The sequence below is a fragment of the Brachybacterium epidermidis genome, assembly GCF_015209585.1.
In the GTDB taxonomy this organism is placed as follows: Bacteria; Actinomycetota; Actinomycetes; order Actinomycetales; family Dermabacteraceae; genus Brachybacterium; species Brachybacterium epidermidis.
Map to the genome: position 1 here is coordinate 75308 of NZ_JADEYR010000013.1, position 19473 is coordinate 94780.

Annotated in this window: 19 protein-coding genes and 1 pseudogene; 13 read left to right on the forward strand and 7 right to left on the reverse strand. The window is 70.2% G+C overall.

The annotated features are described in order from the left end of the window. Positions 1 to 81 precede the first annotated feature (81 nt). The 4 genes and pseudogenes from IOE58_RS11265 to IOE58_RS11275 all read left to right on the forward strand — a co-directional run bounded on the left by IOE58_RS11265 (position 82) and on the right by IOE58_RS11275 (position 3767). A complete protein-coding gene (locus IOE58_RS11265; RefSeq protein WP_228019787.1) occupies positions 82 to 1143 on the forward strand; it encodes a DUF8171 family membrane protein in 1062 nt (353 codons plus the stop codon). 188 nt (positions 1144 to 1331) lie between these two features. Then, positions 1332 to 2348 (forward strand): annotated as a pseudogene (locus IOE58_RS14530) (ATP-binding cassette domain-containing protein); the annotation flags it as partial. Positions 2349 to 2352: 4 nt separating this feature from the next. After that, positions 2353 to 2943 (forward strand): ATP-binding cassette domain-containing protein, encoded by a 591-nt coding sequence (locus IOE58_RS14535; protein WP_250647045.1) that lies wholly within the window; start codon positions 2353 to 2355, stop codon positions 2941 to 2943. Continuing rightward, positions 2943 to 3767, forward strand: coding sequence for an energy-coupling factor transporter transmembrane component T family protein (locus IOE58_RS11275; protein WP_193866481.1), 825 nt, complete (start codon positions 2943 to 2945; stop codon positions 3765 to 3767). Before IOE58_RS14535 ends, IOE58_RS11275 begins: the two co-directional genes overlap by 1 nt. 99 nt (positions 3768 to 3866) lie before the next feature. On the opposite strand, the gene IOE58_RS11280 is transcribed toward IOE58_RS11275, so the two are convergent. The 6 genes from IOE58_RS11280 to IOE58_RS14875 all read right to left on the reverse strand — a co-directional run bounded on the left by IOE58_RS11280 (position 3867) and on the right by IOE58_RS14875 (position 8832). Further along, the gene (locus IOE58_RS11280; protein WP_193866482.1) at positions 3867 to 4502 is read right to left on the reverse strand and encodes a DUF3618 domain-containing protein; all 636 of its coding nucleotides are present in this window, start codon (positions 4500 to 4502) and stop codon (positions 3867 to 3869) included. After that, positions 4499 to 4930, reverse strand: a complete 432-nt coding sequence (locus IOE58_RS11285) for a phage holin family protein (RefSeq protein ID WP_193866483.1) — start codon at positions 4928 to 4930, stop codon at positions 4499 to 4501. The genes IOE58_RS11280 and IOE58_RS11285 overlap by 4 nt, the downstream gene beginning before the upstream one ends. Next, on the reverse strand, positions 4927 to 5859 hold the full coding sequence (locus IOE58_RS11290; RefSeq protein WP_193866484.1) for a hypothetical protein: 933 nt from the start codon (positions 5857 to 5859) through the stop codon (positions 4927 to 4929). Before IOE58_RS11290 ends, IOE58_RS11285 begins: the two co-directional genes overlap by 4 nt. Before the next feature lie 431 nt (positions 5860 to 6290). Further along, the gene (locus IOE58_RS11295) at positions 6291 to 6398 is read right to left on the reverse strand and encodes a methionine/alanine import family NSS transporter small subunit (RefSeq protein ID WP_017823107.1); all 108 of its coding nucleotides are present in this window, start codon (positions 6396 to 6398) and stop codon (positions 6291 to 6293) included. Positions 6399 to 6455: 57 nt separating this feature from the next. After that, positions 6456 to 8111: a sodium-dependent transporter gene (locus IOE58_RS11300; protein WP_193866485.1), complete on the reverse strand. Its 1656-nt coding sequence runs from the start codon at positions 8109 to 8111 to the stop codon at positions 6456 to 6458. Between the two features lie 379 nt (positions 8112 to 8490). Next, complete coding sequence (locus IOE58_RS14875; RefSeq protein ID WP_431831702.1) at positions 8491 to 8832, reverse strand: hypothetical protein; 342 nt, start codon at positions 8830 to 8832, stop codon at positions 8491 to 8493. Positions 8833 to 8966: 134 nt separating this feature from the next. Here IOE58_RS14875 and IOE58_RS14880 point away from each other — a divergent pair, with 134 nt between their 5' ends. The 9 genes from IOE58_RS14880 (at position 8967) to IOE58_RS11340 (ending at position 18500) form a co-directional block, all read left to right on the forward strand. Next, entirely contained in the window at positions 8967 to 9263 is a 297-nt protein-coding gene (locus IOE58_RS14880) for a peptidase dimerization domain-containing protein (protein WP_431831703.1), read from the forward strand. 12 nt (positions 9264 to 9275) lie between these two features. After that, positions 9276 to 9770, forward strand: coding sequence for a zinc-binding metallopeptidase family protein (locus IOE58_RS14885; protein WP_431831704.1), 495 nt, complete (start codon positions 9276 to 9278; stop codon positions 9768 to 9770). Between the two features lie 117 nt (positions 9771 to 9887). After that, a complete protein-coding gene (locus IOE58_RS11310) occupies positions 9888 to 10118 on the forward strand; it encodes an AbgT family transporter (RefSeq protein WP_348981963.1) in 231 nt (76 codons plus the stop codon). A 219-nt stretch (positions 10119 to 10337) separates the two neighbouring features. Next, positions 10338 to 10895 (forward strand): pyridoxine/pyridoxamine 5'-phosphate oxidase, encoded by a 558-nt coding sequence (locus IOE58_RS11315; RefSeq protein WP_193866486.1) that lies wholly within the window; start codon positions 10338 to 10340, stop codon positions 10893 to 10895. Positions 10896 to 11362: 467 nt separating this feature from the next. Continuing rightward, positions 11363 to 13126 (forward strand): ABC transporter ATP-binding protein, encoded by a 1764-nt coding sequence (locus IOE58_RS11320; RefSeq protein ID WP_193866487.1) that lies wholly within the window; start codon positions 11363 to 11365, stop codon positions 13124 to 13126. Beyond that, positions 13123 to 15225, forward strand: coding sequence for an ABC transporter ATP-binding protein (locus IOE58_RS11325; protein WP_193866488.1), 2103 nt, complete (start codon positions 13123 to 13125; stop codon positions 15223 to 15225). The genes IOE58_RS11320 and IOE58_RS11325 overlap by 4 nt, the downstream gene beginning before the upstream one ends. A 507-nt stretch (positions 15226 to 15732) precedes the next feature. After that, a complete protein-coding gene (locus IOE58_RS11330; RefSeq protein WP_193866489.1) occupies positions 15733 to 16344 on the forward strand; it encodes a hypothetical protein in 612 nt (203 codons plus the stop codon). After that, positions 16341 to 17114 carry a hypothetical protein gene (locus IOE58_RS11335; protein ID WP_193866490.1) on the forward strand — a complete coding sequence of 258 codons (774 nt, stop codon included), beginning with the start codon at positions 16341 to 16343 and terminating at the stop codon, positions 17112 to 17114. The genes IOE58_RS11330 and IOE58_RS11335 overlap by 4 nt, the downstream gene beginning before the upstream one ends. A 222-nt stretch (positions 17115 to 17336) precedes the next feature. Beyond that, positions 17337 to 18500: an FAD-dependent oxidoreductase gene (locus tag IOE58_RS11340; RefSeq protein ID WP_193866491.1), complete on the forward strand. Its 1164-nt coding sequence runs from the start codon at positions 17337 to 17339 to the stop codon at positions 18498 to 18500. 389 nt (positions 18501 to 18889) lie between these two features. Here the strand turns inward: IOE58_RS11340 and IOE58_RS11345 are convergent, their stop codons facing one another. Next, entirely contained in the window at positions 18890 to 19435 is a 546-nt protein-coding gene (locus tag IOE58_RS11345) for a DUF4188 domain-containing protein (protein WP_193866492.1), read from the reverse strand. Between the last annotated feature and the right edge of the window lie 38 nt (positions 19436 to 19473).

The window sequence follows — 19473 nt, forward strand, 5'->3', positions numbered from 1 at the left end:
ATCCGACGCACTGACCCCACGTCCTGACCCCACGTCCTGCCCTTCTCACCTGCTTGTCCTTCTGCCCCAAGGAGCCCCGCCATGACCACCCAGAACTCACCCCGGACCACCGACGACCAGCGCCGCGGCACCCTGCGCGGCACCGTGGACGGCCTGCGCCGCGTGGACCTGACTACTTCCCAGAAGCTGATGATCTTCGTGCTGTCGATGAGCCTGTTCGGGCTCTCGAACATCATCCTGGAGATCATCCCCGACCCCTCGATCGGCCCCGTCGACGTCTCCGTCTCCTACATGGTGTTCGTTCCCCTGGTGATGGCGGCCCTGTTCTCCCCGCTCTGGGCGGCGCTGGGCGCACCGCTGGGAGAGATCGTCTTCACGGATCTGCTGATGGGTGACTTCTCCGGCCTTGCCGAGGTCGAGGGCTACCTGCAGATGTTCCTGGCGGTCTACATCGCCGGCTCCCTGATCCGCAATCCCCGCAGCCGGGTCCAGATCGTCATCGGTGCGCTGGTGGTGGTGCTGGTGGACAAGGTGCTCTCGGCCGTGGTGGACCTGTCCAAGGTGTGGATCGGCGTGGAGGACGCCGAGTTCGTGGAGGGTCTGCCTGAGTCGGTGCTGGCCCTGGAGATCATCGGTCTGGGTGTGGACGTGCTGATGAGCGGCATCCTGCTGGGTGCCATCCCTGCCCTGTGGCTGATCCCGGCTCTGCACGGGAAGATCGAGCCGCTGATGGGCATGCGCCCCCGCGTTCCCGGTGAGCCGATCCCCGGCCGTGCCCCGCGCACCCCGCTGTTCGTCGGCTTCGCGCTGCTGCTGGCCATTGCCTCCTTCGGCTTCGCGTTCCTGGAGGCCTTCGACCTCAACGCCGGCGAGTGGGAGCCCGATTTCCTCGACCGGTTCGGCAGCTGGTTCATCGTGGTCTCGGTGGTGGCGATCGCGCTGGTGCTGCTCGTGGCGCTGATCCTGTTCCGCCTCTCCCGCACCGCCGCCGACACCGAGCTGCACGAAGCTGAGGTGCGCGAGGACGTCGCACGGGCCGAGGCGGACCGGGCCGATTCTGGTCGGGCCGAGGCGGACCGGGCCGATTCCGGCCGGGCCGAGGCGGACCGGGCCGAATCGCCCTACACCCGTCAGCAGCGCTGACCGACCCGCCGGAGCATCCCGTGCAGACCGTGCCCCCGACCTCCTCCCCGTTCCCGTCCTCCTCTCCGTCCACAGGCAGCGGTGACCCGGTGATCGTGGTCAAGGACCTCTCCTTCCGCTATCCCGGGACCGACCGCGACACCCTGCGCAACGTCGACCTCACCATCGAGCGCGGGGACTTCGTGGCGGTGGTCGGGGGCAACGGCTCTGCCAAGACCACCCTGTGCAAGACCTTCAACGGACTGGTGCCGCACTACTGGAACGGTGACTTCGCCGGCAGTGTGCACGTGGGCGGCACCGACACCTGGGAATCCTCCGTCGCCGAGCTGTCCAGCCGGGTCGGGTACGTGTACCAGGACTTCCAGAACCAGCTGGTGCGGCCCACCGTCCGCGACGAGGTCGCCTTCGGGCCCCTCAACTTCGGCCATGCGGACTACCGCGAGCGCACCGAGGAGGCTCTCGCGCAGCTGGGCATCAGCCACCTGCGCGACAGCTTCGTGTGGCAGCTCTCCGGAGGGCAGTCGCACCTGGTGGCGCTGGCCGCCGTGCTGGCCCTGCGGCCGGAGGTGGTGGTGGTCGACGAGCCGGTGGCCGAGCTCGACCCGGCGCGCGCCCGCGAGATCTACCTGCGCCTCCAGCAGCTGAACCGCGAGCACGGCATCACCGTGGTGACGATCGAGCACCACGCCGAGTTCATCGCGGAGTTCGCCCGCTCGGTGGTGCTGATGGCCGACGGCGCCCCCGTGTGGCACCTGCCCGTCCAGGAGGCCATGGACCGCCACCGCGAACTGGAGGACAACGGCATCCCTGCGCCCGATGCAGTGTCCCTCACCGCGGCGGTAGGCGCCGATCGGGTGGCCCTCGACGTGGACTCCGCGGTCCCGATGCTGCGCCCCCACCTGCGGGACGCACCGCCTGCCAATCCCGCCGCGGATGACACCGTCGGGCCCGAGGGCCGCGGCGAGGTCGTCGCCTCCCTGCGCGGGGTGAACCACGGCTACCGCACCGTGCGCGGCGATCTCGCTCCGGTGCTGATCGACCTGGACCTCGACCTGCACGCGGGGGAGCGGATCGCACTGGTGGGCACCAACGGCGCCGGCAAGACCACGCTGATGAAACTGCTGACCGGCCTGATGGTCCCCCGTTCGGGCACCGTCACGGTCACCGGCATCGACACCCGCTCCCGCTCCGCCGCCCGCCTCGCCGACCATGTCTCCTACCTCTACCAGCACCCTCAGCGGATGTTCCTCAAGGACACCGTGCGGGCCGACATCGCGCTGTTCCCTGCGGGCCGCCAGGTCCCGGGGCGCAGGAGCTGGTGGAGGAGGTGCTGGGGGGGTGGGCCTGGAGGAGCTCGCCGAGCGGGACGGCCGCAGCCTCTCGGGCGGCCAGCAGCGCCGCGCGACCATCGGCATCGGGCTCGCCATGCGCCCCTCCCTGCTGCTGCTGGACGAGCCCACCTCCAGCCTCGATGTGCGCTCCCGCGACGACGTGATCGGGATGCTCGACTCACTGGCCGACACAGTGCGCTGCGCGGTGGTGGCCAGCCACGACATGGAGCTGGTGGCCACCTGGGCCAGTCGCGTGATCGTCCTGGACCAGGGCCGGGTGCTGGCCGACGTCACCCCGCGCGAGCTGTTCGCGCGCCCCGAGATCACCCGCCAGGCGCGACTGGTGCCTCCCCAGGCCGCGCGGATCGCGCACAGCCTGGGCATCGACCCACTGCCGTTGACCGCCGCCGAACTGGGTGAGCATCTGCGCGACCAGCAACCCGCCCTCATGATCGGAGGCCAGCGCTGATGGCCCGCAAGACCCATGACGTGCTCAGCGTCGACTGGGTGCGCCTTGAACTGCTGCGCACCGCCTACTCCACGCGCGGCGGCCTCTTCGCCCGGATGGATCCGCGCATGGTGCTGGCCTGGTACGTGCTGCTGGCGCTGGCTCCCTGGTTCACCCACAACCTCACTGTGCTGCTGATGCTGTTCGGCCTGGGTGTGGCCTCGGTGGCCCTGGCCCGGGTGGGACCGCTGGTGCTGGGCCTGTTCGTGATCGGCCTGGGGGCCGACGTGGTGGGGCTGTTCCTCGCCTCGTTCCTGTTCGGCGGCAACCTGGACACGCTGGTGGCGCTGGCCGAGCTGAACCTCAAGCTGGGTGCAGTCTCGATGGCATCCATGGCGGCCTTCGTGTCCTTGGACCCGGAGAAGCTCTCGGACGCACTGCTGGCGCTGCGGGCCCCCGAACTGCTCGCCTTCGGCGTGAGCTACGGGTACCGCATGCTGCCGATCCTGGTGGACGAGTACGTGACCGTGTTCGAGGGGCAACGGCTGCGCCACGCCCCGCCGCCGCATCGGGGCATCCTCGGATGGAGGGTGATCCTGCAGTGGTGCACACTGGCCGTGACCGCGTTCTATCCGATCATGCTGAACACCGCCAAGAACGTGCGCACCACCGTGGAAGCGCTGGAGACCCGGGGCTTCACCTACGGCGCGGCGAATACCAGCGGCCGCACCCTGCGCCTCGCCTACCTGAGGGTGACCGCGCTCGATGTCGCGGTGCTCGCCGCCTCCGCGCTCACGGTGATCGGGGCGTACTGGGTGGGCGGCCAGTACCCGCTCCACCGCTGAGCAGTCGTGCCGACGGCCCGGCGGCACCCACCACTGGGGCGGGGCCGTCGGGCCGTCGACGGGGGAGCGGATCGGGCACGGGGCCCGGTCCGGTGAGCGTCAGCTGTCCTGCGCGGTGTTCTTGACGTCCTCGGCGTTGCTCTTGGCCGAGTCGGTGACCTCGTCCTTCTGGATCTGCGCCTCGAGCTTCACGTTCTCGGCGCTGTCCTGAGCGGACTCCTTGACGTTCTGGGCAGCCTGCTGAGCGGGCTCCTTGAGCTCGTCGGCCACGTGGCGGGCCTGGTCCTTGACGTCGTCGAGGACCGGCTGTGCGCGATCCTCGATGTGCTGGGCCAGACGCTGCTCCTTCTGGGAGGCGGGCAGCAGTGAGGCCGCGAGCCAGCCCACGCCCAGGGCGATCAGACCAGCGGCCAGGGGGTTGCCCTGGGTCTGCCGCTTGATCTGGTGAGGTGCCCGGCGTGCGGCGTCACCGGCGTCCTGCGCCGCGGACTGCACGCCGTGCTTGGCGCTGGATGCAGTGTCGGAGACGCTGGTGCCGACGTCGTCGGCCGTCCCCATCACGCGGTCCTTCACACCGCCCACGGCGTCGCGCACGGCACCGCGGGCCTTGTCGACCTGGCGGTGGGCGACGTTGGAGGGCGTGACCTTCTCGGCCATGGCGTCCACGTCGTTGGACAGGTTGTAGCGGGTCCGCTCGATATCGGCACGGATCTCGTCAGGATGCTGCTGGTTCATCGCGGTTCCTTAGAGGGAGTAACGGCTTCGGGGACTTGCTTGAGGGTCTCGGCAGTCTGCGGAGCGCCCTCGATCTCGTCGATGTTCTTCTTGCCCACCACGGCGAGGATGGCGGCCGGGATCGCCCACAGGATCGCGAGGATCACGCCGGCCCATGCGTAGCCGATGACGGTGCCGCCCAGGGCGGCCCACAGGGCGATGGACAGGAACAGCAGGACGAAGTGCCCTGCCACACCGGCGCCGCCGAACATCCCGGCGCCCTTGCCCGCCTTCTTGGCGGAAATCGTCAGCTCGGCCTTGGCCAGCGCGATCTCCTGTCGGATCAGCGTGGACAGGTCCGTGGTGACCTTGGACATCAGGGTCCCCAGGGACTCCGTCTCCGCCCGGCGCTCGGCCTCGGAGGGTGGAGGGGTGTACTGGGAGCTCACCGGATGTCACCTCGCCCATCGGACTCCGGCAGGCGCGGGGGCACCGGACGGGTCGGCTCGGCGGGGGGCACCGGAGCGTCGTAGGGGTAGCCCTGCTGGCCGGGTGCGTCGTACCCCGGGGTGCCGGGGACCGCCTGGCCGACGGACGGGTCCACGGGCGGGACGGTGCCGCCGGTGGTGTATCCCGGCTGCGGGGGCACGGGGGTGGCCCGGTACTGGCTGTCACCCGGGCCGTAGAAGCCCGCGGTGCCGGTGCGGCTGGCCCAGACGTCCTGGTCGTCGTCGTCGGAGTGGACCTGAGCGACGGAGCGTGTGAGGCGCCCGGCTGCGAAGCCGAGGCCAGCGGCGATCGCCAGGAACGCGACGGGGCGACGGCGGGCGAAGCTCTTGACCTCGGTCAGCACGTCGGCCGGCTCGTGGTTCTCCAGCCAGTCGGCGAGGGCGCCGGTGCGGTCGGTGACCTGCTGGGCCAGATCGGTGGCCAGGCCGTCCTCGGGCTTCTCACCACGGGACATCCGCCCGAGGTCGTCGGTGAAGGTGCGCACCGTGCCGGCGGCGCGGTTGAGCTGGTCGGAGGCCTGGGTGCTGAGGGTCGAGGAGGTCTCGTCCCAGAGCTTGCGGCCCTCGCGCACGGCATCGTCCTTCACGCCGAGGGCCTCGTCCTTGGCGGTGCCGGCCACAGCGCCGCCTGCCTGCTTGGTGTCCTCGGCGACGTTGCGTGCGGAGTCCTTGGCCTGCTGGCCGGTTCCGCTCTTGTCGTCGTCGTAGGGGACGGGTGGCGGGGGCACCGCGGTGCCCTGAACGCCGGGGCCGGGGATTCCCTGGCCCTCCACACCGCCGGACGTGGTGCCAGGCGCGCCCGGGGTGGGCGGCTGGTTCCACGGCTCCCCGCGGTGGGTCTGGTTCTGGTCACGGTAGGGATCGGTCATGACATACCTCCCGGGTCTCGAAACGCACACCGGTTGTGTGGGCGCCATGACTCGACCCTAGGCGGGAGCGTGTGATGTTGCAGAATCGTAAGCCCAGGCGGTCGGTAGGTGCGGAGGGCTGTTGTATACTCCCGCGCTGTTTCGCGCGTTATCCCTACCCGGGGCCGCTCGCTCCTCCGCCTTCTCCCCCACATCTCGCGCTGGCCAGCGGTGATGTGAGCCGTAGCGCCTGCGGCGGCGCGGGCGCACCCTTGCAGGGTGACCGCTGTGCCCGACTTGGGACGTTGGTCCCTCGTCGATATTGGATCGTCCCGATCCATGACCAACCGGTAGACCTAGGTCACATCCGGGGCTTCCGAGCTGTGCCGCGGACATGGTCGAGGCCCCGACCGCGGGGCGGGCGCAGCGGTCAGGGCCTCGAGCAGTGCTGGTCAGACGTCGCTCTCGGGGTGGCGCATGATGTTCAGCACCGCGGCCACGAGTCCTCCCCACACGGTGAGGATCGAGACGGCCATCATGACGATCGCGGAGACGGACATTGACTCCTCCTGGAGTTCGGGAACAGTGGAGAGGTTGGGTGCCTGAGGATGCGGGCCTCAGGAACGGCCGTCCTGCGGCCCGGCCGGGCGCAGCTGGTGGGGGGTGGCCACGTCATGGCCGGACAGGCCGGTGCCGGGGACCACGGGCGGTGCCAGTTCGTCCCCGTCGGAGTCCGGCCGGTTGAGGTTCGAGTCGCGGGGCCAGGGCAGCAGGGACAGCACCACGCTGCCCACCACCAGGCTCAGGGCCATCAGCCAGCCGAACACGATGTTGAACCACAGCGGGTAGCCGGAGTAGGTGCCCTCGCCGCCGATCAGGTCGATGGTGGAGGCGATCAGCGAGACGCCCAGCACGATCGGCACGATCACCGCCACGCAGACGGTCCATCCCGTGCCCAGGCGGAACGAGCCGCGCAGGTTCAGGTGGTCGCGCAGTGTGGGCAGGGCCCGCACCAGGTAGACCAGCGCCACGGTGCTCACCAGGGCGGCACCGACGATGCCGTACTGGTTGACCCAGTTGTCCATCACGTCCAGCAGGGCAAGGCCCATGGTGGTGGGGAACACCGCGATCGAGAACAGGCCCAGCGGCACCGTCACCAGCAGCGTGGCCGGCACGCGGGAGAGACCGAACTTGTCGCCGATCGCGGAGATGACGACCTCCACGATCGAGACCAGTGAGGTGAAGCCGGCCAGCACCAGGGAGCCGAAGAACAGGACGCCGATCAGGGCGCCGCCGGGGGCCTCGCCGATGATGGCGGGAAAGGCGATGAACGCCAGGCCGATGCCGGAGGAGACCACCTCGTCGACCGCGACGCCCTGCGCCTGGGCCATGAAGCCCAGCGCGCTGAACACGCCGATGCCGGCCAGGATCTCGAAGCTCGAGTTGGCGAAGCCGACCACCAGGCCGGAGCCGGTGAGGTCGGTGTTCTTCTTCAGGTAGGAGGCGTAGGTGAGCATGATGCCGAACGCCACCGACAGGGAGAAGAAGATCTGGCCGTAGGCCGCGACCCACACCCCCGGGCTCAGCAGCGCGCCCCAGTTGGGCCGGAAGAAGGCGTTCAGGCCGGTGAAGGCGCCGGGCAGCATCATGGCCCGCGCCACCAGGATCACGAACATGATCACCAGCAGCGGGATGAATATCATCGCGGACTTGGAGATGCCGTTGTGCACACCCAGCACCATCACCAGCACGATGGCCACCCACACCAGGATGCAGGTGATGAGCACGGGTGGGACGTAATCGAAGGCGACGGTGACGTCGGCCCCTTCGAGGGCCCGGGTGAAGGAGCCGAAGAAGGCGCCGGGGTCGTCGCCCCAGCGGGTGTCGACGGAGAAGACGGTGTAATTGGCGGCCCACGCGATGATGAGCGCGTAGTACACGGCGATGACCACGCAGATCAGCACCTGCCACCAGCCGATGAACTCGGTCCAGCGGGTCAGGCGGCGCCATGCCATCGGGGGTGAGCCCCGCCAGCGGTGGCCGATCGCGTAGTCGATGAACAGCAGGGGGATGCCGGCGGTCAGCAGGGCCACCAGGTACGGGAGGATGAATGCGCCGCCGCCGTTGTCGTAGGCGACCGCGGGGAAGCGCCAGATGTTGCCGAGGCCGACGGCGGAGCCGATCGCCGCGAAGATGAAGGCGGTGCGGCCGCGGAACGCACCGCGATCGGCGCTCTGGGTGGCGGCGCCGGCGGACGGGGTTGGTGCACTCACGATGAGCCTCCGGGTGAGCTGCGCCGGTCACGGCGCGGGGGAGAGAGGTCGACGACGTCGGCGACCCGGGGAAGATGCGCCGCCTGGGGGTCGACGGCACGACGGCCGCGGGAGACGGCCCTGGACCGCAGGGATGGGCGGTCCGACGCACGGCGCGGTGCGGGATCGCCGCGGGGCACCGTGGGGGCATCGTACCGTCGCGAGGGATGGACGCGCGCGGGCGGCGGGAGCGCAACGGGCGGAAGGGGCGCGACGGGAATCCAGTGAGGCCCGTTACCCTCGGGCCCATGTCTGAACCGTCCCCCGTGCGGCTCGGGTCCACCTCGACCGAGCGGTCCACCGCCTACATGCACCAGCTCGACGAGGAGAGGGAGGCGGCTCAGCGCACGCAGAGCCACCCGGCTCCGACCACACCGGCACCCCGGAGGCGCTGCGCTCCCGGCTCGAGGAGGAGGTCGACAAGGCCGGCCCCGAGCTCGTCGACCTGATGATCGACCTCGCCGAGCATCCCGAGGTCGCCTTCGAGGAGCACCGCTCCGCCGCCGCGATCGTGAGGATCCTCGAGGGCCACGGCATCGACGCCCAGCTCGGCGTGCACGGCCTGGACACGGCGATCCGCGCCGAGATCCGCGGCGAGGGCGCCGGATCGGCCGACGCGCCGACCGTCGCGGTTCTCTCCGAGTACGACGCCCTGCCCGGCATCGGCCACGGCTGCGGCCACATCGTCATCGCCGTGATGGGCCTGGGCGCCTTCCTGGGTCTCACGGAGCTCGCGAAGAAGGACCCCTCGGCCTTGCCCGGCACCGTCGCCTACCTCGGCACCCCCGCCGAGAGGGCCACACCGGCAAGGAGTACATGGCTCGCGACTGCGCCTTCGACGGGCTCGACGCCGCGGTCATGGCGCAGGGCTATCCCGGCTACGACCTGGCCGACCAGGTGTGGCTGGGCAGACGCACACTCACCGTCGAGTTCCACGGCCACACCGCCCACGCCTCCGCGCAGTCGTTCATGGGACGGAACGCCCTGGACGCGGCGAGCCTGATGTACCAGGGCATCGGCCTGATGCGCCAGCAGACCCCGCCCAGCGACCGCATCCACGCCGTGATCCGCGAGGGCGGCGAGCGGGCCAGCGTCGTCCCCGACCACGCGTAGCTCGGCCTGTAGGTGCGCTCCCAGCGGCCCGAGACCCTCAAGGATCTCTCCCGCCGGGTCGAGGACGTCGCCCACGGCGCGGCCCTGATGGCCGGCGTCGGCGTGACCGTCACCTGGGACCACCACCCGCCCTCCCTGCCGGTGCGCACCAACGACGCGCTGACCGGCCGCTGGGTCGAGGCGCAGCGTCGCCGTGGCCGCGACCCGCTGCCGCTGGGCGTGGTCTCCACGACCCTCGCCGCCTCCACCGACTTCGGCAACGTCAGCTACCGCCTGCCCGGCATGCATCCGCTGATCCGCATCGCCCCGGCCGACGTCGCCCTGCACACCCGCGAGTTCGCGGCCGAGTCCACCTCGGCCAACGCCCGCGCGGCAGCGACCGACGGGGCCTACGGCCTGGCCGCCACCCAGCTCGACGTCCTGCACGACCCGGCGCTCGCCGCCGCCGTCGCCGAGCAGTTCGCCGCAGCCGGCGGTGCGATCGAGGTCCCCTCCTTCTTCGACTGATCCGCCGCGGCGGACGGCCCCTCCCTGGCCGTCCGTCGGCGGACCCGTCGCAGCAGCCCCCGCCGGCCCTCGTCGGCCGACGACCGAAGGCCTCTCCCCACCCCCACTGGAGACCCCATGAGCGCAACACCCGCTCCGCCGGCCAGGACCGGCCTGACCGACAAGATCCTCAACGGCGTCGAGAGGGCGGGCAACAAGCTGCCCGAGCCCTTCATGCTGTTCCTCATCCTGTTCGCCGTCACCGGCGTGGTCTCCACGGCCATGGCCTGGGCGGACGCGGAGGTGACGGTGCCCGGCTCGGACGAGGCCACCGTCATCAAGGCGGGCAACGGCACCTTCCTCGGCTGATCCCCGCCGGCGGGCGGGCCCGTCGAACCGACAGGTTTTGCTGCCCCCAGGACCTATGTCGCGCATCGCATCGGTCCTGCGGGCAGCAGAACCTGGGCCGGGGCGTACCTGGGTGTATCTGCCCCAGCCAGCGCTCCGCGCGACCGGCCGGTGGGAGCGAGGCGTCCCTGCCTGGACACCGGGTTGAGCGGCGGGGCCGTCGGCGCGAGGATGGCGGGCATGAGCGACCTCGCCGACCGCCTCCGCGCCCTGCCGTCCTTCCCCGAGGACATGCCCGACCTCGACCCGGACTCCGTCCCTGAGGACCCGGCCGCCCTCTTCCTCGACTGGCTCGAGGACGCGATCGCGAGCGGCGCCCGACAGCCGCACGCCATGACCTTCCAGACCCTCGACGGCGGCGCGCCCGTCGGCCGCACCCTCATCCTCAAGGACCTCGACGAGCGCGGCCTGCACGTCTCCACCCACCGCACCTCCCGCAAGGGCGAGCAGCTCGCCGCCGACCCCCGCGCCGCGATGACCTTCTTCTGGCGCGAGAGCGGCAGGCAGGTGCAGGTGGGCGGCGAGGTCGTGGCGCTGGACGAGGCGACCTCGCAGGCCGACTGGGCCTCGCGCCCGAGCTACGACGGCTCCCCGAACCCGGACTGGCAGGTCTACGCGCTGCAGCCGGCCTGGTACGAGTTCACCCAGTCGCGGCTGGACCGCAAGCACGTGCGCGTCGGCTACCGGCGCGAGGGCGGCGCCTGGGCGCACGAGCGAGTCACCACGCCGGCGGGCTGACCGGCCCCGCCTCACCGCTCCCGGACGAAGCGCCGGTGCGGGCGGCCGTAGGCATCGACGGTCCCATCGTCCGCGAAGCCGAGCCGGGCGGGGAGGTCAGCTGACGACCGTGGCGGCCCCCTCGCCGTCGGCGACCGGGTGGTGTGGTCCGTGATCTCCGCCTGCGGGCGGATCTCCGCCCCGATGGCCGAAAGTCGGGTGCGCCGAGCGGCGGGCTCGGGGGAGGATTGCCCCTCGGGCCTGACCTGCCCGCCCCGCCCTCCGCCGCGACCTGCGGCGCCCCGGGCGAAGCCCGTCACCTCGGGCTGCGGACGGTCCGGTGAGCGCCCATCCGACCGCTCGGCCGACGACCCCGTCAGCCCCTTCGAGGAAAGGATCTGTCCTCACCCCGTCCTACGCTCCGACGAGACCCCGGCCGCTCACCCCCGTCGGCCGGGCCGCACCACCCTGCTCCGGGAGATCCCCTCATGCTCTGGACCCTGATCCGGCGCCATCTGCGGCCCTACCTGCCGCACGTGGCCGCCGTGGCCGTCCTCCAGCTCGCGACCGTGCTCGCGACCCTCTACCTGCCCAGCCTCAACGCCGACATCATCGACAACGGCGTCGCCACCGGCGACACCGACTACATCTGGCGCGTCGGCGGGGTCATGCTGCTCGTCGCGATGGCGCAGGTCATCACCGCGATCGCGTCGGTCTGGTTCGGCGCCCGCGTCGCGATGGGCATGGGCCGCGACATCCGCCGCTCGGTCTACACCCGCGTGGACCGCTTCTCGACCGAGGAGATGGGCCGCTACGGCGCCGCGACCCTCATCACGCGCGCGACCAACGACGTCCAGCAGGTGCAGATGCTCGTGCTGATGACCCTGAACTTCATGGTCATGGTGCCGATCATGTCCATCGGCGGGATCGTCATGGCGATCCAGGAGGACCCGGGGCTGTCCTGGCTGGTGTGGGTGTCCGTGCCGGTGCTGATGGTGATCGTCGGTCTGCTGGTCACCCGGCTGATGCCGCTGTTCCAGCGGATGCAGGACAACATCGACTCCATCAACGGCGTGATGCGCGAGCAGATCATGGGGATCCGCGTGGTGCGCGCCTTCGTGCGGGAGGAGCACGAGATCGGCCGCTTTCGCGACGCGAACGCGACCCTCACCGACACCTCGGTGCGGATCGGCCGCCTCTTCGTGATCATGGGTCCGGCGATCACGATCGTGCTCCACCTCGCCACCGCCGCCGTGCTCTGGTTCGGCGGTCACCGCGTGGACGCGGGGCTCGTCGAGGTCGGCGCGCTCACCGCCTTCATGCAGTACCTGCTGCAGATCCTGATGGCGGTCATGATGGGCACCTTCATGTTCATGATGTTCCCGCGCGCGATCATCTCCGCCCGCCGCATCAGCGAGGTCCTCGAGACCGCGCCCACCCTCCACGAGCCCGCCGTCCCGACCCCGCTGCCGACGGCTGACGGGGGAGCGACCGTCGAGTTCCGCGACGTCACCTTCTCCTACCCGGGCGCGGAATCCCCGGTGCTGGACGGCGTCTCGTTCACCGCCGAGGCCGGCCGCACCACCGCGATCATCGGCTCGACCGGTTCCGGCAAGACCACGCTGGTCAGCCTCATCCCGCGCCTGCACGACGCGACCAGCGGCCAGGTGCTGCTGGACGGGGTGCCGGTCACCGACCTCGCCCGCGCCGACATCTCCGCCGCCGTCGGCCTCGTGCCGCAGAAGCCGTACCCGTTCTCCGGCACCATCGCGCACAACCTCCGCTTCGGCGACCCCTCGGCCGACGAGAAGCAGCTCTGGGACGCGCTCGAGGTCGCCCAGGGCGCCGGCTTCGTGCGCGAGCGGACCACCGGCGAGGGCGACGCCGTCGCCACCGGGCTCGAGTCCACCGTCTCCCAGGGCGGCACCAACGTCTCCGGCGGCCAGCGGCAGCGGCTGTGCATCGCCCGCACCCTCGTCGCCGCGCCGCGCGTGTTCGTCTTCGACGACTCGTTCTCGGCGCTCGACGTCACCACGGATGCGAGGGTCCGCGAGGGCCTCGCCCAGCACACCCGCGGCGCGACCACGATCATCGTCGCCCAGCGCATCTCCACCATCACCTCCGCCGACCAGATCCTCGTGCTCGAGGAGGGCCGGATCGTCGGCCGCGGCACCCACGAGGAGCTGCTGGAGAGCTCCGAGACCTACCGGGAGATCGTCGACTCCCAGATCACCGCGGAGGAGATGGCATGAGCACGAAGAAGAAGACCTCCGCGAAGAAGTCCTCTGCGAAGAAGTCCTCCGAGGCCAAGGGCGCCGGGACCGCCGATCTCACCGAGGACGAGATCCTGGAGATGCAGGACTCGATGAGCAGCGAATGGGGTGAGGGCGCGCCCCGCAAGGCGAAGGCCTTCTGGCCCTCCGCGCTGCGCCTGGCCGGAACCTTCCGCGAGCACACGCTGGGGCTCGCCGTGGTGCTCGCCTTCGGCATCGTCTCGACGGTGCTGACGGTGTGGGCGCCCTCGATCCTCGGCGACGCCATGGACGTCATCTTCGACGGCTTCCTCGGCGACGGCGTCGCGTTCGGGGCGCTCGGCCGGCTGCTGCTGATCGTGCTGGGGATGTACGTGATCGCGGCGCTGTTCGACTGGCTGCAGGGCCGGCTGCTGAACGACGTGGTGATGGACATCGTCTACGACCTGCGCGAGCGGATCGAGGCGAAGGTCAACCGCCTGCCGCTGAGCTACTTCGACACCCGCCAGCGCGGCGACCTGCTCTCCCGCACCACCAATGACGTCGATAACGTCCAGACTGCCCTGCAGCAGGCCTTCGCCTCGCTCGTCTACGCGGTCCTCACCATCGTCGGCATCACCGTGATGATGTTCTGGCTTTCCTGGCAGCTCGCGCTCATCGCCCTGATCGCCCTGCCGATCTCCGGCGTGGTCATCGGCATCATCGGCGCGAAGTCGCAGAAGCTCTTCACCGCCCAGTGGCGGGGCACCGGGCGCCTGAACGGCCATGTCGAGGAGTCCTTCACCGGCCACGACCTGGTCACCGTCTTCGACCGCCAGGACTCGATGCGCGAGCAGTTCGATACGCGCAACGAGGAGCTGTGGGAGGCGTCGTTCAAGGCGCAGTTCTACTCCGGCATGATCATGCCGATCATGCAGTGGGTGACCTACCTCGGCTATGTCGGCATCGCCGTGGTCGGCGGTCTGCGGATCGCGGCCGGGCAGATGAGCCTCGGCCAGGTCACCGCGTTCATCCAGTACTCCCGCGAGTTCAACGCGCCGCTGGGCGAGGTGGCGGGGATGGCGAACATGCTCATCTCCGGCGTCGCCTCCGCCGAGCGGATCTTCGAGCTGCTGGACGCCGAGGAGCAGGAGCCCGACGGGCAGATCACCGCGCGCGGGCCCGGGGACGAGGAGGCGGCCGGTGCCGTGGGCTCGACCGACGCCTCGGCCGCCGCGCACGCCGAGGCGTCGGCCCCCGCGGGGCGCATCGTCCCGCGCCAGGAGCTCACCGGCCCCACCCACGGTCGGATCGAGTTCGACCACGTCGCCTTCTCCTACACTCCGGAGAAGCCGCTGATCAGCGACCTGTCGCTGACGGCGGAGCCCGGGCAGACGATCGCGATCGTCGGCCCCACCGGTGCGGGCAAGACCACCCTGGTCAACCTCATCATGCGGTTCTACGAGATCGACGCCGGCGAGATCCGGCTCGACGGCGTGGACATCCGCGCCCTGGACCGCGGCGCGGTGCGCTCCCGCGTGGGCATGGTGCTCCAGGACGCGGTGCTCTTCGGCGGCACGATCCGCGAGAACATCCGCTATGGCCGGCTGGATGCGACCGACGAGGAGGTGGTCGCCGCCGCGACCGCCACCTTCGTGGACCGCTTCGTGCACACCCTCCCCGACGGCTACGACACCGTCATCGAAAACGAGGGCGCGAACGTCTCCGCCGGCGAGCGGCAGCTGATCACGATCGCCCGCGCCTTCCTCGCCGACCCGGCCCTGCTGATCCTCGACGAGGCCACCAGCTCCGTGGACACCCGCACCGAGGTGCTCGTGCAGGAGGCGATGGCGGCGCTGCGCACCGATCGCACCAGCTTCGTCATCGCGCACCGGCTCTCCACCATCCGCGACGCCGACGTGATCCTGGTGATGGAGCACGGCGACATCGTCGAGCAGGGCTCGCACGACGAGCTGCTGGCCGCAGGCGGCGCCTACCACCGGCTGTACTGGTCGCAGTTCGCCGACGGCGTGGACCCCGACGAGGACGAGGCTGTGCTCGAGGGCACCACTACCGGCTTCGTCCCGGCCGTCGCGACGGGCGAGCCCGAAGGGGAGTAGCGCTCCGGTGCGGGCCTGCGGGTCGGTGGCCTGCTCGAACTGAACGGCGGGCCGGAGCGATGCTTCAGTTGCCGGGAGGCAGGTGTCATGACCAACTACACCTATCAGAACGAAGACGGGGAATCGGGGGGAATAAGCCTCCTGAGTTGACGACTGTCCTCCGAGGGAGACGGCTTCGACGCCTCGCGCCAGGTGGGGCAACGAGTGTCAAGTCGCTAGAGCTCATCGAACCAGATCCGAAGACGTCGTCGTAGGCACAGCACAGGAGGCCCCGCAGTCGCGATCGAACCCCTCCTGCGGTATCCAGCTCCGGTCGTACCCGCCAGAACTAGGCGCGCCCCGAGTAGGCGTGTGTGCTCGGGCTCGGGGCACTCGCACTCCACCGCCTGCAACGAAGGCGCCGGAAGTATGCGTAGGCGGAACGAACGCAACTCCCTTCAATTGCCCGTTCCGTGCCTTAGGATCGTCTCGGTACGGACCAGGGCATCGGAGCGGGAGGGGCAGCGAATGGAACTCGCTGAGTCGATCAAGACTGCGTGGAAAGCGGTAGAGGAGTCGGGTGTACCCGACCATATGCAGGAGCTTGCGTTCAAGGAAGCGTTGCGGTCCCTGCTCGGGACCGCCCCAAGTAGCGGTGCCAGTACCGGGTCAGGTCGGGTGCCCCCCGCACCGCAGGTCAAGCAAGCAGGCGACGACGGCAGTCGGGAACTTCAGCTCGATGTGAGTGAGGAGGAGGTGCTTCAGCGAGTCTCTGACGAGACCGGCGTCCCCGTCGACAAGTTGGAGGGCGTTTTCCATATCGACGGCGAGGTCGTGAAGCTGATCGGCCCGCTTGGAAGGTACGGGTCGAGCACCTCGGACCAGGCCCGCAACGTCGCCAGGATAGTCACAGTCGTGCGGAAGTTGGGCATGGGTTACGCAGACACTCCCTTCGGCACGATCAAGGACGCCTGCGAGAGCAAGCACTGTTACGACCCTAAGAACTTCGCCTCTCAACATATGCCCAAGATCGATGGATTCGTGGTGAAGGGCGAAGGGCGGGGCCGTCGTCTGGAAGTGAAGAGTGGTGGTATCTCCTCTTTCCCTGAGCTGATCGATAAGGTGCTCGGTAACTCGTGACCGCGCTGAATGCGAGGGGCGCCTTCAAGTCGCTGCCGACCGGACTGCGTGACGACTTATTGAATGCGTACAACGAGATCATTAAGAACTACGCTGAACGCAGGTGGGAGCCCGCTGAACTAAACGGCGGGAAGTTGTGTGAGGCGGCGTATACGGTCATTCGCGGCCTCGCTGACGGCTCGTTCGAACCCCGCTCGAAGAAGCCTCGGAACATGGTCGACGCGTGTAAGGAGATGGAGAAGGAGTCGGACCAGCCGCGTGCAGTGAAGATCCAGATTCCGCGAATGATCGTCGCCCTGTACGAGATTCGAAACAACCGAGGCGTCGGGCATGCAGGAGGCGACGTCGACCCGAATAATATGGATGCTACCGCCGTCCTATATATGAGCAAGTGGCTCGTCGCGGAACTGGTGCGAGTCCTTCATACCTTGACGACAACTGAGGCGGCCGAGATCGTCGAGGCGTTGGTTGAGCGCCAAGTTCCTCATGTATGGTCGTCGGGCAGCAAGAAGCGGGTTCTGAAGTCGGGGTTGTCTTGGAAAAAGGGTGCACTGCTACTCCTGCTGTCGGAGACGGGGGAGGTTGCGGAAGAAGACCTGGTCCGCTGGATCGAACATAAGTCAATTGCGGTGTTCCGTCGCGATGTGCTCAGGCCAGGCCATAGGGATCGTCTTTGGGAGTACGACGAGACAACACGCACGATTCATCTGCTTCCTCCGGGCATCGAAGCAGCTGAGCGTCTGGTCCACGAGCTCTCGGCGCGGGGGTAGTAGTCGAGGGGGTTGAAAGTGCTGCGTCTATCGGCTTTGCTGCGTTCTCGTAGCGGGGTCGGGAGCGGCGCGCCCACCAGAGCTGCCATTTCAGTCCGGTCTCACCGCCCGAGTCGGATTGCCTCGACCCAGTGCCGTTCGCGCCTGTCATTGCCGCTGTGCTCGGGATCCAGTAGGGGAACTGAAGGGGCAGGCGGGCTGGATCCAGGTAGCGTCGAGGGCATGGACGTCACCGTCATCGGAGGCGGCATCGCCGGCCTCGCCCTCGCCCACCAGCTCGCCCCCGACCACGATGTCACCGTGCTCGAGGCCTCCCCGGGCCCCCGCGGCGGCGGCTACATGATCGACTTCTTCGGCCCCGGCTTCGTCTCCGCCGAGCGGATGGGGATCATCGACGAGCTCCGCTCCCGCGGCCACGTCTACGAAGGCGTGCGCTATGGGACGCCCGACGGGGCCGAGTCCGGCCGGATCGACGTCGGACCCCTCGCCGCGGCCCTCGGCGGACGCTACTTCTCCATCCTGCGACCGGAGGTCGAGCTCGGGCTCCTCGCCGTGCTGCCGCGCTCCGTCGACCTGCGCTACACGGCCCGTGTCGTCGCGGTCCGCGACATCGGGCTGCAGGGCGGGGGCTCCCCGCGCGGCGCCCTGGTCGAGCTCGCCGACGGCACCAGCATCGCCTCCGATCTGGTCGTGGCCTGCGACGGCGTGCGCTCCCCGGTGCGGGAGAGGATCGCGCCCGGACACGGGGAGATCGTGCCGATGGGCTACCGCGTGGCGAGCTACCTCTACCCGGACCCGGAGCTCGCAGGCGAGCTGGGGGAGCGAATGCTCATGACCGACACCGTCGGCCGCGTGGGCTGGGCGTACGCGGCCGGCGACGGCCGGGTCGGGGCGATGTTCGCCGAGCGCACCGATGTCGCGAGCACCGAGCGGCCGGTCCCCGACCGGGCCCGGCTCCAGCGCGACTTCGCCGGCCTCCACCCGCAGGTCGACCGGGCCCTCGAGAACGCCCCGGAGTCCTTCTACGACGACCTCGCCGTCCAGGCGATCGCGCCCCGCTGGAGCCGCGGGCGCGTGGCCCTCGCCGGGGACGCCGCCCACGCCCCTTCGCTCCTGGCCGGGCAGGGCACCTCGCTCGCGATCGCGGGGGCCGAGGCGCTGGCACGGAGCCTCCGTGCGGCCGGGCCGCACGTCGAGGTGGGGCTGGTCGAGTACGAACGGCGCTGGCGGCCGACGGCCGAGCAGGTGCAGCTCGCGGGCCGTCGCAGCGCCTCCTTCTTCGCCCCCGCGAATCGTGTCCAGCTGCGGATCCAGCAGATCGCCCGCCGAGCGGTCACGCTGCCCGGGGCGAGCCTGTTCGCAGCGCGGAGCGTCCTCGGCCACTGAGCCGATCCGGGCGCCCGGCGGCGAGGGGACGACCCGTCGGGCCGTGCGCGTCGCGGGGACGCCGCCGGCGGATCCTAATCGGTCGGCGGTGACCGGTCGCCGACGCCGCAGGCGGATCCTGATCGGTCGGCGGTGACCGGTCGTCGAGGTATCTCCGGCGGATCCCACCTGTCGGCGGGGCCGGTTCCCCCGCGCGGGTGCCCCGCGGCGGGGCCGCGGCTCGGAGGGCCAACACTACGGCGCAGCGGCGACCAGCGCCCCATGCTTTTCCGGGAGCCGGCCCTGCGGTGAGGGCGATGCCGGGATCGGAGGGCTCGAGGTGCGGTGCCGTGGAGGGTGCCGAATCGCTGCCCGACGTCGCGTCCCCGGGAGGACAGGGGCGCAGCGCCTCAGCGGGTGCCGAGCCGCTGGGCGGCGGTACGTCCCCGGGAGGCCAGGGGAGCGGAGCCGACCGCCTTGGCGAGCCCGACCGTCGCCCCGTTGCCGTAGAAGGTCTCGATCCCGTCCGCGGGCACGGCATAGGTCTCGTGCCAGATCCCGACCGCGCCGGGATGCCTCCGGGCCGCCTTGTTGAACGCCTTCCAGGCCGGCAGGTGCTCGGCGCTCGACATCCTCGCGTAGGCGTAGAGGTGCTCGGTGCTGCGCCAGTACTGCACCACCCAGGGGCCCTTCGCGCCGATCAGGGTGTCCGCGCCGAGGAAGCCGAGGTCTTCGGCCTCGCCGCGCGCGGCCGCGGCGCGGTTGCGGTGCAGCTCGGCGAGCATGCGCGGCATCGCGGCGGCGACGGGGCCCCACAGGTCCGGCCGCCACGGGGCGCGGATGGTCATGCCGATGTGGAAGACGACCAGGTCGTCGACCTCGGCATGGGTCAGGTTCGGGGGCCGACGGTCGGTGGAGGCGGCCGGACGGTCAGCGGGTGCGGCGGGGTGGTCCATGGGGTCCTCGTCTCGATTGGAAAGTGCTACTTTCTAAG